Below are 14,066 nucleotides of genomic sequence, written 5' to 3' on the forward strand. Positions count from 1 at the left end.
CGGGGAGACGATGCGGGCCGTTGGTCGGGCTTAGTCGTCGGGCTGGTAGCCCAGGTTGGCCGAGAGCCAGCGCTCGGCTGTCACGACGTCCCAGCCCTTGCGCCGGGCGTAGTCGGCCACCTGGTCGCGGCCGAGGCGGCCGACGACGAAGTACTGCGACTGCGGGTGGGAGAAGTACCAGCCGCTCACCGAGGCGCCGGGCCACATCGCCATCGACTCGGTCAGCGTGATGCCGGTGGTCTGCTCGACGTCGAGCAGCTCCCACAGCGTCTGCTTCTCGGTGTGCTCGGGGCAGGCCGGGTAGCCGGGCGCCGGGCGGATGCCGACGTAGCGCTCCTTGAGCAGACCCTCGTTGTCGAGGTCCTCAGCCGGCGCGTAACCCCACAGCTCGCGGCGCACGCGCTCGTGGAGCTGCTCGGCAAAGGCCTCGGCCAGCCGGTCGGCCAGCGACTCCAGCAAGATCGCGGAGTAGTCGTCGAGCTCCTCCTTGAAGGCCGCCGCGCGCTCGGAGCTGCCCAGCCCGGCGGTGACGGCGAACCCGCCAACGTGGTCGGCCAGCCCGCTCCCCCGCGGCGCCACGAAGTCGCTCAGCGCGCGGTGCGGCACCCCGTCACGATGCTCGCCCTGCTGACGCAGGTGGTGCAGGACGGTGCGCACCTGGGAGCGGGATTCGTCGGTGTAGAGCTCCACGTCGTCGCCGACGGCGTTGGCCGGGAAGAACCCCACCACCCCGCGCGCGGTGAGCCAGCGCTCGGCGACGATCCGGTCGAGCATCGCCTGGGCGTCGTCGTAGAGACGCTTGGCCGCCTCGCCGCTGGCCGGGTTGTGCAAGATGTCGGGGAAGCGGCCCTTCATCTCCCAGGCGTTGAAGAACGGCTGCCAGTCGATGTATTCGCGCAGCTCGGCCAGGTGCTGGTCCTCGATCACGGTGCTGCCCGGCACCGCCGGAGCGGGCGGGGTGTAGACGTCCCAGTCGAGCGGCGTCGCGTCGGCACGCGCCGTCTTCAGCGGCACCAGCTTGCGGTTGCCCTTCTGAGCGTGGCGCTCGCGCAGCGCCGTGTAGTCGGACTCGGTGTCGGCCAGGAGCTTCTCGCGTCGCGTGGGCGAGAGCAGCGACGCCGCCACCGGCACCGAGCGGGAGGCGTCCTTCACCCAGATCACCGGCTGCGTGTACGCCGGGCTCACCTTCACCGCGGTGTGCGCGCGGCTGGTGGTGGCGCCGCCGACCAGCAGCGGCACCTGGAAGCCCTGCCGCTCCATCTCCTTGGCGACGTTGACCATCTCGTCCAGCGACGGCGTGATGAGGCCGGACAGGCCGATGATGTCGGCGTCGACCTCCTTGGCCTTGTCGAGGATCTGCTGCGCGGGCACCATCACGCCGAGGTCGATGACGTCGAAGTTGTTGCACTGCAGCACCACGCCGACGATGTTCTTGCCGATGTCGTGCACGTCGCCCTTCACCGTGGCCATCACGATCGTGCCGTTGGAGCGGCGCTGCTCGCCGGGCTCCTGCTCGGCCTCGATGAACGGGATCAGGTAGGCGACCGCCTTCTTCATCACGCGCGCGGACTTCACCACCTGCGGCAGGAACATCTTGCCGGCGCCGAACAGGTCGCCGACGACGTTCATGCCGTCCATCAGCGGGCCCTCGATGACCTCCAGCGGCCGGCCGCCGGCGTCGGCCACCTCCTGCCGCATCTCCTCGGTGTCGGCCTCGATGTGGGCGTCGATGCCCTTCACCAGCGCGTGGCTGATCCGCTCGGCCGCGGGGAGGCTGCGCCACTCCTGCGCTTCGGCCTCGCTCTGCTCTCCGGTGCCGCGGTGGCGTTCGGCGATCTCGAGCAGCCGCTCGGTGGGGTCGCCACCGTCGGCGGGCACCCGGTTGAGCACGACGTCCTCGATCCGCTCACGCAGCTCGGGGTCGATCTGGTCGTACACCGCGAGTGCGCCGGCGTTGACGATGCCCATGTCCAGTCCCGCCTCGATGGCGTGGAACAAGAAGACGGCGTGGATGGCCTCGCGCACCGGGTTGTTGCCGCGGAAGGAGAACGAGACGTTGGAGATGCCGCCCGAGACGCGGGCGCCGGGCAGGTTCTGCTTGATCCAGCGGGTGGCCTCGATGAAGTCGACGCCATAGTTGGCGTGCTCCTCGATGCCCGTGGCGACCGCGAAGACGTTCGGGTCGAAGATGATGTCGTGGGGGTCGAAGCCGACCTCGTCGACGAGGATCCGGTAGGCGCGCTCGCAGATCTGCCGGCGTCGCTCGAGGTTGTCGGCCTGGCCGTCCTCGTCGAAGGCCATCACCACCGCGGCCGCGCCGTACTTGCGCACCAGCCGGGCGTGCTCCTTGAAGGGCTCCACGCCCTCTTTCATGGAGATCGAGTTGACGATCGCCTTGCCCTGCACGCACTTGAGCCCGGCCTCGATCACCTCCCACTTGGAGGAGTCGACCATCGTCGGCACCCGGCTGATGTCGGGCTCGGCCGCCACCAGCTTGAGGAACCGGTCCATGGCGGCGACGCCGTCGATCATCCCCTCGTCCATGTTGACGTCGATCACCTGCGCGCCGTTCTCGACCTGCTGGGCGGCCACCGAGAGCGCGGTGTCGTAGTCGCCGTCCTTGATCAGGTTGCGGAACTTGGCCGAGCCGGTGATGTTGGTGCGCTCGCCGACGTTGACGAACAGCGAGTCGGCGGTGATATTCAACGGCTCGAGCCCCGACAGGCGCATCGCCGGCTCCCGCTCGGGCGCGGTGCGCGGGGTCTGGCCGGCGACGGCGTCGGCGATCGCGGCGATGTGCTCGGGCGTGGTGCCGCAGCAGCCGCCGACGACGTTGACGAAGCCGGCGCCGGCGAACTCCGCGATGATCTCGGCGGTCTCGTGCGCGGCCTCGTCGTACTCCCCGAAGGCGTTGGGCAGGCCCGCGTTGGGGTAGCAGGACACGAACGTCTCGGCCACGCGGGAGAGCTCGGCCAGGAACGGCCGCATCTCCTTGGCGCCCAGGGCGCAGTTGAGGCCCACCAGCAACGGCCGGGCGTGGCGCACGGAGTTCCAGAAGGCCTCCGTGGTCTGGCCCGACAGGGTGCGACCCGAGGCGTCGGTGATGGTGCCGGAGACGATCAACGGCCAGCGGCGCCCGAGGTCCTCGAAGAGCGTCTCGACCGCGAAGATCGCGGCCTTGGCGTTGAGGGTGTCGAAGATCGTCTCGATGACCAGGAGGTCCGAGCCCCCGTCGAGCAGCCCCCGCGCCGCCGTCGTGTAGGCCTCGACCAGCTGGTCCCACACGATGTTGCGGGCGCCGGGGTCGTTGACGTCGGGTGAGATCGACGCCGTCCGGGTGGTGGGACCCAGCGCGCCGACCACGAAGCGGGGCCGGTCGGGCGTCTGCGAGGTCGCCTCGTCGCAGGCCTCGCGAGCCAGCCGGGCGGCCTCCAGGTTCAGCTCGTAGCTGAGGTCCTCCATGCCGTAGTCGGCCAGCGAGATGGCCGTGGCGTTGAAGGTGTTGGTCTCCAGCAGGTCGGCGCCGGCCTCGAGGTACTCGCGGTGTATCTCGCGGATGATGTCGGGCTGGGTCAGCGTCAGCAGGTCGTTGTTGCCCTGCAGGTCGCGGTGCCACTCGGCGAACCGCTCGCCGCGGTAGCCCGCCTCGTCGGGGCGATCGCGCTGGATCGCCGTGCCCATGGCGCCGTCGATGACCAGGATCCGCTCGCGCAGCAGCTGCGTGAGCTGCTCGGTGCAGTCGGGTCGGTGGTTCGTCTCAGACACCGGTCCAGGGTACGGAGCCCGGCGTGTGCCCACCGCCTAGGCTCATCTGGTGACCCCACGCCACGGCGTTCCTCTCGGCCGCTCCGTCTCCCCCGGCCTGACCACGGGGGCCCCTGAGGCCTCGGCATGATCGAGCTCGAGGGCGTCCCCCCGCTGCGCGACCCGGTGGTGATCGCGGCCTTCGAGGGCTGGAACGACGCCGCCGAGTCGGCCAGCGGCGTCATCGCCCACCTCACCGAGGCCTGGAACGCACGCGTGGTCGCGGCCGTCGACCCCGAGGACTTCTACGACTACCAGGTCAACCGGCCGCTCGTCGGCTCCGACGAGCAGGGCATGCGCACCCTGACCTGGCCGGGCACGCAGATCCTGGTCGCGCACCCTCCCAACGGCCACCGCGACGTCATCTTGGTCCGCGGCCTGGAGCCGAGCATGCGCTGGCGCCAGTTCACCGCCGAGGTGCTGGCGACCCTGGACGACCTCGGCGCGACGCTCGTCGTCACCCTGGGCGCGCTGCTGGCCGAGATGCCCCACACCCGCCCGATCCAGGTCAGCGGCACCGCCACCGAGGCCAACCTGGAGGACCGCCTCAAGCTGGAGCCGTCGACCTACGAGGGCCCCACCGGCATCGTCGGCGTGCTGCTCGACGCCTGCGGCCGCCTCGACATCCCCGCGGTCTCCTTCTGGGCCGCCGTGCCGCACTACCTGCCGCAGCCGCCCTGCCCCAAGGCGACGCTGGCGCTGCTGGAGCAGGTGGAGGACCTGCTGGACCTCAAGATCCCGTTCGGCGACCTGGCCGAGGACGCCCGCGCCTGGGAGCGCGGCGTCGCCGAGCTCGCCGAGGAGGACGAGGACGTGGCCGAGTACGTCCGGATGCTCGAGCAGAACCAGGACACCGCGGAGCTCCCGGAGGCCAGCGGGGAAGCCATCGCCCGGGAGTTCGAGCGGTACCTCAAGCGGCGGGACAAGGGCGAGTAGGCGCCACTCAGGCTCGCCCGACGAGCTACAGCGCCAGCCCCAGCGCGGCGTCGGCCAGGACACGCACGACGTCACCGGCACCGCGGTCGTCGCCGGGGGTGGCGGCCCAAGCCTCCAGCGCGCCCAGGGCCCGGGGGGCGTCGAGGTCGTCGGCGAGCGCGGCCAGCACCTCGGTGACCACCTGGTCCGCGGGGGCGGCCGGGCGGGCGACGGCGGCACGGAGGGTGGCGAGCGTGGTGGTGGCGTCGGCCAGCTGCTGCGGCGTCCACTCCCAGTCGCTGCGGTAGTGGTGGCGCATGAGGGCGAGGCGCACGGCCATCGGGTCCGCGCCCTGCTCGCGCAGCCGCGACACCAGCTCGAGGTTGCCCTTGGACTTCGACATCTTCTCGCCGTCGAGGGCCACCATGCCGCTGTGGACGTAGTGGTGGGCGAACGGCACCTGCGGCTGCGCCACCTGCGACTGCGAGGCGCTCATCTCGTGGTGGGGGAACACCAGGTCGCTGCCGCCGCCCTGGACGTCGAGCGGAGCCCCGAGGTGGTGGCGGGCGATGGCGCTGCACTCGACGTGCCAGCCGGGGCGGCCGCGCCCGAACGGCGACTCCCAGCCGGGCTCGCCGGGGCGCTGCAGCTGCCAGAGCAGGCAGTCCAGCGGGTCTTTCTTGCCCCGGCGGTCGGGGTCTCCCCCGCGTTCGGCGAAGACCGCCATCATCTGCTCGCGGGTCCAGCGCGACTCCGAGCCGAAGCGCGGGTCGGCGGAGACCGAGAAGTACAGGTCGCCCTCGACGTCGTAGACCGCGCCGGCGGCCTGCAGCTGCTCGATCATGGGGATGATCAGCGGGATGGCCTCGACGGCGCCGACGTAGGCGTCGGGCGCGAGCACCCGCAGCGCCTCCATGTCGGTGCGGAAGAGATCGGTCTCCCGCTCCGCCAGCGCCACCCAGTCCTCGCCGGTGGCCTCGGCCCGCTCGAGCAGCGGGTCGTCGACGTCGGTGACGTTCTGCACGTAGTGCACCGCGTGGCCGGCCGAGCGCCAGGCGCGGTTGAGCAGGTCGAAGGCGACGTAGGTGGCCGCGTGGCCGAGGTGCGTGGCGTCGTAGGGCGTGATGCCGCAGACGTACATGCGGGCCGCGTCGGTCGGCGTGGTGGCCACGACGTCGCCGGCCGCGGTGTCGAACACCTGTACCGCGGGTCCGACGACGGGCAGCGCCGGGACGGCGACGGAGGTCCAGGCACGCACGTGCGCAGCCTACTTAGAAGGGTGGCCACGGAATGCTGGGCCACCCTCCGTGCGAGACCGGCAGGCAACCGAAGCGGAGCAGCCGGTCGGCGCGGGCCAGGGTGCGGTCGACCTCGCGGGCGGTGAGCAGCGTGGGGAGCTCCTCGGCGAGCCGGCCCGACCGGAGCGAGGCGGTGAGCGCCTCGAGCGCCGTCAGCTCCTCCTCGGCCAGCGGTCCGCCGGCGAACCCCCACAGCACGGTGCGCAGCTTGTCCTCGACGTGGAAGCAGATGCCGTGGTCGACGCCGTAGCGGTGACCGTCGGTCATCGCGAGCACGTGACCGCCCTTGCGGTCGGTGTTGTTGACGATGGCGTCGAAGACGGCCATCCGCCGCAGCGCGGCCGAGTCCTCGTGCACGAGGCTGACCGGGCGGTCATCGCCGTCGTAGGCGTCCAGCACGTGGAGGAAGCCGCGCGGGACGGCGCCCTCGGGCACCAGGTCGACCGCCGAGACGTTCTCGTCGGGCTCGCACCACAGCTGGACCATCCCCCAGCCGGCCGGCCCGTCGCGGAGCACGGTCGGCGGCACGACGTCCCAGCCCAGGTCGTCGGAGACCAGCCAGGCAGCGTACTCGCGGTTGGCCAGCGTGCCGTCGGGGAAGTCCCACAGCGGCCGCTCCCCCGCGCTGGGCTTGTACACGACCCGGGTGCGGTCGCCCTCCTCCCGCTCGTCGAGGACCAGCTCGCCGAAGAAGGTCTGGTTCGAGGCGGGCATGATGCGCCCGAGCACGACGAGCTCGCCGTCGAGCAGCCGTGGGTCGTTCACGCAGACGTGCGCCGGAAGCCGTTGGCGCGCGGGCAGAGGTGACCGCCGGGGTCGATCGGGCCGCCGCAGAAGGGGCACGACTCGCGGCCGGCCTCCACGACGCTCTCGGCGCGCGAGCAGAAGGCGCGCGCCTGGGCCGGCGACATGCGTACGAGCAGCATCTCCTCGGGCTCGACCTCGGCCGCCTCGGGGTCGGCGGCCGCCTCGGGGGTCATCTCGGTGATGGCGAAGACCTCGATCACGACGCGCTCGTCGTCGGCGTCCCACGACAGCGTGATGGTGCCGGCGCGGAACTCCTCCTCGATCGGGCTGTCGAGCGGCTCGCTGTCGGCCAGGTCGACCGGGGTGATGGCGGGGATGGTCCCGGCGGTGCCACCGGCCTCGATGAGCTTGTCGAGCAGCTCGTCGGTCTCGCGGGCCAGGATCTGCACCTGCTGCTTCTCCAGGGCGACGCTGGTCAGGCGCACACCGTCGCGGGCCTGGACGAAGAACGTGCGCTGCCCGGGCTGCCCGACCGTGCCGACGACGAAGCGCTGCGGCGGGTCGTAGAGGTGGACAACGGGTGGCATGTCCCGACCCTATGCCGTGGCTGAGGGGCCGGCGCCGCCGCCGACCGCCGCGTCGCCGGAAGCGGCACCCGAGCGGCGCTGCCGGCGTCCTTTGGCGGGCGGGGCGAGGTGGGTCAGCGACCCGGCGTGGGAGTTCTGGCACACCACGAACGGCCGGCTCTCGGTGTAGCGGATGACCGAGAACGAGGCGGGGTCGACCACGATGCGCTGGAAGGAGTCCAGGTGCAGCCCGAGCGCGTCGGCGAGGATCGCCTTGATCACGTCACCGTGGCTGACGGCCAGCCAGACCGCGTCGGGGCCGTGCAGCTGCGCCACCCGGGAGTCCCAGTCGCGGACCGCCGCCACACCGCGACGGCTCATGTCGGCCATCGCCTCGCCGTCGGGGAACACCACTCCCGCCGGGTGAGCCTGGACGGTGCGCCACAGCTTCTCCTTGGCCAGCTCCTTGAGGGCGCGGCCGGTCCACGAGCCGTAGTCGCACTCGGTCAGCCGCTTCTCGCCCACCGCCCGGGTGCCCGGCACCATCAGCCGCGCGGTCTCGCGGCACCGCTCCATCGGGCTGGTGACGACGGCGGCCAGCGGCAGCCCCTCGAGCCGGGACGCGGCAGCCGTGGCCTGCTCGACCCCGCGCTCATCGAGGTGGACGCCCTTGCTGCGACCGGCCAGCACCCCGCCGGTGTTGGCGGTGGTGCGGCCGTGGCGGGCCAAGATGACGGTGGGCACGCGATTAGCCTAGACAGCGTGATCGTCGACAACGCCCTCTACCGCGATGGCGTACGCGTGGAGCTCGACTGCGGCACCGGCGACCTCAAGGCCGTCCGCGAGCAGGCCGACGGCGACAACGACTTCGTCTGGGTGGGGCTGCACAAGCCGACCGAGGAGGAGCTCTCGCAGATCGAGGAGGTCTACGGGATCCACCCGCTGGCCCTCGAGGACGCCTTCATGGCCCACCAGCGCCCCAAGCTCGAGCGCTACGACGACACGCTCTTCCTGGTGCTCAAGACGCTCTGGTACGTCGATGAGTTCGACGCCGTCGAGACCGGCGAGATCAACCTGTTCGTGGGCCACAACTTCGTCATCTCGGTGCGGCACGGGGAGGGCAACGCCCTGCACCACGCGCGCATGGAGCTGGAGAAGATGGAGTCGGTGCTCAAGCACGGCCCCTCGGCGGTGGTCTACGCGATCTGCGACCAGGTCGTCGACCGCTACGAGGAGGTGGGCGCCGACCTCACCGAGGACGTCGACGAGGTGGAGGCCTCGGTCTTCTCCGAGGAGCGCACCAACGACTCCCGGCGCATCTACCTGCTCAAGCGCGAGCTGGCCGAGATGCGTCGGGCCGTGCTCCCGCTCAAGGACCCGATGCTGCGCTTCGCCAACCAGTCGGTGCGGGGCATCGCCCCCGAGGCGGCGACGTACTTCCGCGACGTGGCCGACCACCTCGCCCGGGTGGCGGAGACGATCGACACCCTCGACAACCTGCTGTCGACCGCCTTCGACGCCCACATCGCCCAGCTCTCGCTGCAGCAGAACGACGACATGCGCCGCATCTCCGCCGCCGTCGGCCTGGTCGCCGCCCCCACCCTCGTGGCCGGCATCTACGGCATGAACTTCGACCACATGCCCGAGCTCCACTGGCTGCTGGGCTACCCGTTCGCGCTGTTGCTGATGATGCTCAGCTCGCTGACGGTCTATCTCGTCTCGAAGCGGGCGGGGTGGCTGTAGGGGCCGCCTCGCGGCGGGGGTTTTGCCGGGTGCCCGGCAAAACCCCGGGAAATCGGCCTCAGATTCAGTCGATCCGAAGAGTTTCAGTCAGACGCCGCCCGAGATGCGACGGTTGTGCAGCGGGGATCCCAGACGTCACACCAGGCTCAAGATTCACCGGGCACCCGGCAAAACCCCGGCCGCTACGTCGCGCTCATGACCCCCGAGGCCAACAGCCCGAGCAGCACGACGCCCAGCACGATCCGGTACGGCACGAACGCCCCGATGCTGTGGTGGGCGACGAAGCGCAGCAGCCAGGCGATCGCGGCGTAGGCGACCACGAAGCTCACGATCGTGCCGACGACGGTCTGGCCGACGCCGATGCTGCCGCCGAGGGCGTCCTTGAGCTCGAAGAGGCCGGCCGCCACCAGGGCGGGGATGGAGAGGAAGAAGCTCAGCCGCGTGGCCGCGACCCGGTCGAGGCCGCGCAGCAGGCCGGTCGAGATGGTCGCGCCGGAGCGCGAGACGCCCGGCACCAGCGCGACGCATTGCACCAGGCCGACCACGAGCGCGTCGCGCATCGTCAGCTGCTGCTCGTGGCGCTCCTGGGTGCCGCGGCGCTCGGCGTAGAGCATCACGGCGCTCCAGACGATGAGCGCACCGGCCACCACCCACAGCGAGCGCAGCGGACCGGTGACGAGGCCTTTGGCGGCGAGGCCGACGATGCCGATCGGGATGCTGCCGACGATGACGTACCAGCCCATGCGGTGGTCGAAGGAGCCGCGGTACTCGGGCTTGAACAGCCCGGTCACCCACCCGCGGACGATCGCCCAGATGTCCTTGGCGAAGTACAAGATGACCGCCACGATCGCGCCCATCTGGATCACCGCGGTGAAGCCGGTGACGTCGGAGGAGGCGACGTCCAGGCCCAGCCACTTCTCCACGATCGTGAGGTGACCGGTGCTCGAGACGGGCAGGAACTCGGTCAGGCCCTCGACGATGCCGAGGATCACGGCGTCCAGGTAGTTCACGGCGAGGACGCTATCCGGCGTGCCTGTTGGGCCGCTGAACGGCCCGCCGGATAGGTTTTTCCGCATGCAGCAGCGGCTACTGGGGGGCACCGGGCTCGCGGTCTCCCGGTTGGGGCTGGGCACGATGGGGTGGGGGCGCAGCACCGACGAGCACGAGGCCCGCGACCAGCTCACCGCGTTCTGCGACGCCGGCGGGTCCCTGGTCGACACCGCCTTCACCTACTCCGACGGCGCCAGCGAGGAGATCCTCGGCTCGCTGCTGGGTTCGGCGGTCGCGCGCGACGAGGTCGTCTTGGCCACCAAGGCCGGCGTCGGCGTCCGTCGCGGGCAGCGCTACTTCGAGACCTCGCGCCGCACCCTGCTCTCCTGCCTCGACACCTCGCTCCAGCGGCTCGGCGTCGACCACGTGGACCTGTTCCAGGCCCACGTGTGGTCCGACGCCGTCCCGCTGGAGGAGACGCTGGCGGCACTGGACCAGGCGGTCACCTCGGGCCGCGCCCTCTACGTCGGCATCAGCAACTACACCGGCTGGCAGACCGCGCAGGCCGCCACCTGGCAGCGAGCGGTGCCCGGCCGGGCACCACTGGCCTCCACCCAGGTCGAGTACTCCCTCATCGAGCGCCGCGTCGAGCGCGAGGTGCTGCCCGCCGCCGCGGCGCTCGGGCTGGGCGTCCTGGCCTGGTCGCCGCTGGGTCGGGGAATTTTGACCGGCAAGTACCGCTCCGGGACCCCCTCGGACTCCCGCGGCGCCGATGCCGCGATGTCGGGCTTCGTCGACCCGCTGCTGACCGAGCGCAACCGCACCGTCGTCGAGGCCGTCGCCCGCGCTGCGGACGGGTTGGGCTGGTCGCCGCTGCAGGTGGCGCTGGCCTGGGTGCGCGACCGGCCCGGGGTCAGCTCGGCGATCGTCGGCGCCCGCACCACCACCCAGCTGGCAACGTCGCTGGCGACCGACGAGCTGGAGCTGCCGCCCGAGCTGGCCGCGGCGCTGGACGACGTCTCGTCGGAAGAACAGAGGCCCTGACCGGCGTTGGAGGTCGGTATGAGCAAGCCGCACGCACCCCGGCCCGGGGTGGAGTATGAGTTCGACAAGCTGCTGATCAGCCGAGACGAGTCGCGCTCGTTCGTGACCCGGCTGCTCGTGCAGCGTGCGGAGCAGGGCGGCTGGGAGCTGGCCCGGCTGCGGATCGCCCACGACGGCACCCGCCGCGTCGTGCTGCGGCGCAAGATCATCCGGCAGCGGCAGACGATGCTCTTCGTCTAGCGCCCCCGGTTCGAGTCCTGGTCGGCTAGACGGCGTCGAGGAACCGGTCGAAGACCCGGGCCCCGAACTCCAGCGCGTCGACCGGCACCCGCTCGTCGACGCCGTGGAAGAGCCCGGTGAAGTCCAGGTCGGCCGGCAGCCGTAGGGGCGCGAACCCGAACCCGCGGATGCCGAGCTTCTCCCAGTGCTTGGCGTCGGTGCCGCCGCTCATCAGGTAGGGCGCGACGACGGCCTCGGGGTCCTCGGCCAGGATCGAGGCGGTCATGGCCTCGGCCAGGTCGCCCTCGTAGGGCGTCTCCAGGCCGCCCATCTTGGTCAGGTGCTCGATGCTGACGTGCGGACCGGCCAGCTCGGCGAGGGTGTCGAGGAACTCGTCCTCGTAGCCGGGCAGGAACCGACCGTCGAGGTGGGCGGTCGCGGTGCCGGGCACGACGTTCACCTTGTACCCGGCCTCGAGCATCGTCGGGTTGACGGTGTTCTTGATGACGGCGCCCAGCATCCGGCTGGCCGGGCCGAACTCCTCGATCAGCGACTCGGCGTTCTCCGGCGTCGCCTCCGTGCCCGACAGCTCGGCCACCGCCGCGAGGAGCACCTGCATCGTCGGCGTGAGCCGCACCGGCCACTCGTGCTGGCCGATGCGGGCCACGGCCGCGGACAGCCGGGTGACCGCGTTGTCGGGATGGACCATCGAGCCGTGGCCGGCGTTGCCGGTGGCGGTCATCCGCATCCAGGCCATCCCCTTCTCCGCGGCCTCGATCAGGTACAGCCGGCGGCCCCGGACGGTAGTGCTGAAACCACCCACCTCGCCGACAGCGTCGCGGACCCCCTCGAAGACCTCCCGCCGCTGCTCCACCAACGGACCGGCGCCGCGGTTCCCACCGGCCTCCTCGTCGGCGGTGAACACCAGCTGGAGCGCACGGTCCGGCACGACGCCGGCGCGGGCCCGCGCCCGGACCACCGAGAGCAGCATCGCGTCGAAGTCCTTCATGTCGACCGCGCCGCGACCCCAGACCATGCCGTCCTGGATCTCGCCGGAGAACGGGTGAACCCGCCAGTCGTCGGCGTCGGCCGGCACCACGTCGAGGTGCCCGTGGATCAGCAGCGGGTCGCCCGAGGAGCCTCCCCACCGGGCGATGACGTTCGCGCGGCCCGGCTCGCCCTCCCAGATCTCGGCCTCGATGCCGACCTCGTCGAGGAGCGTGGCCACGTGCTCAGCCGCCTTGCGCTCGCCGGGACCGGGCTGGTCGCCGTAGTTGGTGGTGTCGATGCGGATCAGGTCGCGGCAGATCTCGACCACCTCGGCGGCCGGGTCGTAGGCCTCGCGGGACTCGCTGGAGTTCGACGGCTGCGCATCCATGCTCCCCATCCTGCACAATGTCGCCGCGACGTCATCAGGGCGTCTCGACACGGCTGGGGGCCAGGGTGCGGCTACGACTGCTGCTCGCCGTCGCGGTGGGCCTGCTGCCGGCGCTCGGAGCCGTCGCCCCCGCCCAGGCAGCCGACTCCGCCCAGGCCCACCGCCCACGCCTCGCGGTGGCCTTCCCGCACACGATGGTGCGAGGGAAGTCGGCTGCCGTGCGCGTGCGGGAGAGTACGGCCCGACGTCACCGGCTGCTCCGGGTGTCCTACCGGCCGAGCGGCGGAGGCACCTGGCGACTGGCGGCCACGGCGCGTGAGACCAAGCGTGGCAAGGCCCGCATCCGGTTCGCGCTCCCCGCCACCGGCAGCTACCTCGTCCGGGTCGACCTGGCCCGCTACCGCCAGGGCCAGCGCACCGTCAGGGCACGCAAGGTCTACGACACCGTGAAGGCCGTGCCGGTCGTCGCCCCGGCTGTCATCGCGCACCGCGGCGGGGCGTTCGAGGCGCCGGAGAACACCATGGCCGCCTTCAGCCGCGCCATCGCCGACGGTGCCCAGGTGCTCGAGACCGACATCCACCAGACCAGCGACGGCACCCTCGTCGTCATGCACGACCCCACGCTGCGCCGCGCGACCGACGCCGAGCAGGTCCTGGCCCCCGGCGAGGCCGACAAGCCGATCTGGCAGGTGCCGTACTCGGAGGTCGCCCAGGTGAGCGTCGACGTCGGGCCCGGACCGGCGCAGCCGGTTCCTCGGCTCTCCGACCTGCTCACCCTGCTGCAGCAGCACCCGGCCACCCGGCTGCTGATCGAGGCGAAGGACACGACCCAGCAGCCGAACCTGATGGAGACGATGCTGGCGCAGCTGACGGCTGCGGGGATCGACACCTCGCGCAGCGGTCGTGCGGTGATCCAGAGCTTCGACGTCAACCACCTGCAGACCTTCGCGGCGGCTCATCCCGCGGTGGCGGTGAGCCCGATCCTGCAGCAGGACGTGACCGACCCGCGCACCTACTCCTGGGCCGTGTCGATCACGCTGCAGACGCCGTGGGCCAGCGCTGCGCAGATCGCGGCGATCCACGCCGCCGGGCTGCGGGTCGAGGTGTGGCTGGTGGAGACCCTGCCGGGGCTGGCCGCGTACGCCGATGCCGGCGCCGACGGCATCATCACCGACGCTCCCGCGGCCGCGCTGGCGATGTATCGCTGAGACCAATGAGGACCGCTGAGCACCACCGGCCGACGCCGAGGCTGGGGTGGGGCGGTCGTCTCGCTGGCCCCGTCCTGCACAATGGTCACCTCACGCCTGACACGTCACACCGGTAGGCGGCGTCGCCGCCGGTACGCGTCCACACTCTCGGGGG

Annotated in this window: 12 protein-coding genes; 5 read left to right on the forward strand and 7 right to left on the reverse strand. The window is 71.5% G+C overall.

Going from position 1 to position 14,066, the window contains the following annotated elements; genetic code table 11:
• Window positions 1-30: 30 nt before the first annotated feature.
• Entirely contained in the window at window positions 31-3,765 is a 3,735-nt protein-coding gene (gene metH / locus D9V37_RS13380) for a methionine synthase (RefSeq protein WP_121806676.1), read from the reverse strand.
• A gap of 126 nt (window positions 3,766-3,891) precedes the next feature.
• Between metH and D9V37_RS13385 the strand changes: the two genes are divergently transcribed.
• Window positions 3,892-4,740: a PAC2 family protein gene (locus tag D9V37_RS13385; RefSeq protein WP_121806677.1), complete on the forward strand. Its 849-nt coding sequence runs from the start codon at window positions 3,892-3,894 to the stop codon at window positions 4,738-4,740.
• Between the two features lie 25 nt (window positions 4,741-4,765).
• Here the strand turns inward: D9V37_RS13385 and mshC are convergent, their stop codons facing one another.
• From mshC to D9V37_RS13405, 4 genes are read right to left on the reverse strand one after another with little or no spacing between them, the layout of a single operon-like run.
• On the reverse strand, window positions 4,766-5,977 hold the full coding sequence (gene mshC / locus D9V37_RS13390) for a cysteine--1-D-myo-inosityl 2-amino-2-deoxy-alpha-D-glucopyranoside ligase (protein WP_121806678.1): 1,212 nt from the start codon (window positions 5,975-5,977) through the stop codon (window positions 4,766-4,768).
• Window positions 5,978-5,990: 13 nt separating this feature from the next.
• Window positions 5,991-6,782 carry an SCO1664 family protein gene (locus tag D9V37_RS13395; RefSeq protein WP_121806679.1) on the reverse strand — a complete coding sequence of 264 codons (792 nt, stop codon included), beginning with the start codon at window positions 6,780-6,782 and terminating at the stop codon, window positions 5,991-5,993.
• Window positions 6,779-7,351, reverse strand: a complete 573-nt coding sequence (locus tag D9V37_RS13400) for a DUF3090 family protein (protein WP_121806680.1) — start codon at window positions 7,349-7,351, stop codon at window positions 6,779-6,781. Before D9V37_RS13400 ends, D9V37_RS13395 begins: the two co-directional genes overlap by 4 nt.
• 9 nt (window positions 7,352-7,360) lie before the next feature.
• Window positions 7,361-8,074, reverse strand: coding sequence for a histidine phosphatase family protein (locus tag D9V37_RS13405; protein WP_121806681.1), 714 nt, complete (start codon window positions 8,072-8,074; stop codon window positions 7,361-7,363).
• A gap of 18 nt (window positions 8,075-8,092) precedes the next feature.
• Here D9V37_RS13405 and corA point away from each other — a divergent pair, with 18 nt between their 5' ends.
• Window positions 8,093-9,073, forward strand: coding sequence for a magnesium/cobalt transporter CorA (gene corA / locus D9V37_RS13410; protein ID WP_121806682.1), 981 nt, complete (start codon window positions 8,093-8,095; stop codon window positions 9,071-9,073).
• A gap of 182 nt (window positions 9,074-9,255) precedes the next feature.
• Here corA and D9V37_RS13415 read toward each other — a convergent pair whose 3' ends face one another.
• A complete protein-coding gene (locus D9V37_RS13415; protein WP_121806683.1) occupies window positions 9,256-10,083 on the reverse strand; it encodes an undecaprenyl-diphosphate phosphatase in 828 nt (275 codons plus the stop codon).
• Window positions 10,084-10,147: 64 nt separating this feature from the next.
• Between D9V37_RS13415 and D9V37_RS13420 the strand changes: the two genes are divergently transcribed.
• The gene (locus D9V37_RS13420; protein WP_121806684.1) at window positions 10,148-11,107 is read left to right on the forward strand and encodes an aldo/keto reductase; all 960 of its coding nucleotides are present in this window, start codon (window positions 10,148-10,150) and stop codon (window positions 11,105-11,107) included.
• An 18-nt stretch (window positions 11,108-11,125) separates the two neighbouring features.
• On the forward strand, window positions 11,126-11,347 hold the full coding sequence (locus D9V37_RS13425; protein WP_121806685.1) for a DUF5703 family protein: 222 nt from the start codon (window positions 11,126-11,128) through the stop codon (window positions 11,345-11,347).
• Window positions 11,348-11,372: 25 nt separating this feature from the next.
• Here D9V37_RS13425 and D9V37_RS13430 read toward each other — a convergent pair whose 3' ends face one another.
• A complete protein-coding gene (locus tag D9V37_RS13430; RefSeq protein WP_121806686.1) occupies window positions 11,373-12,704 on the reverse strand; it encodes a M20/M25/M40 family metallo-hydrolase in 1,332 nt (443 codons plus the stop codon).
• Between the two features lie 65 nt (window positions 12,705-12,769).
• Between D9V37_RS13430 and D9V37_RS13435 the strand changes: the two genes are divergently transcribed.
• Window positions 12,770-13,912, forward strand: a complete 1,143-nt coding sequence (locus tag D9V37_RS13435; RefSeq protein WP_158604471.1) for a glycerophosphodiester phosphodiesterase — start codon at window positions 12,770-12,772, stop codon at window positions 13,910-13,912.
• Window positions 13,913-14,066: the final 154 nt, after the last annotated feature.

The organism is Nocardioides mangrovicus (assembly GCF_003674065.1).
Taxonomy (GTDB): Bacteria; Actinomycetota; Actinomycetes; order Propionibacteriales; family Nocardioidaceae; genus Marmoricola; species Marmoricola mangrovicus.

Bases quoted from the DNA above. Each gene is read 5' to 3' on its own strand.
- D9V37_RS13385 (WP_121806677.1), top strand. From the start codon at position 3,892: ATGATCGAGCTCGAGGGCGTCCCCCCGCTGCGCGACCCGGTGGTGATC.
- D9V37_RS13400 (WP_121806680.1), bottom strand. From the start codon at position 7,351: ATGCCACCCGTTGTCCACCTCTACGACCCGCCGCAGCGCTTCGTCGTC.
- D9V37_RS13420 (WP_121806684.1), top strand. From the start codon at position 10,148: ATGCAGCAGCGGCTACTGGGGGGCACCGGGCTCGCGGTCTCCCGGTTG.
- D9V37_RS13425 (WP_121806685.1), top strand. From the start codon at position 11,126: ATGAGCAAGCCGCACGCACCCCGGCCCGGGGTGGAGTATGAGTTCGAC.
- D9V37_RS13430 (WP_121806686.1), bottom strand. From the start codon at position 12,704: ATGGATGCGCAGCCGTCGAACTCCAGCGAGTCCCGCGAGGCCTACGAC.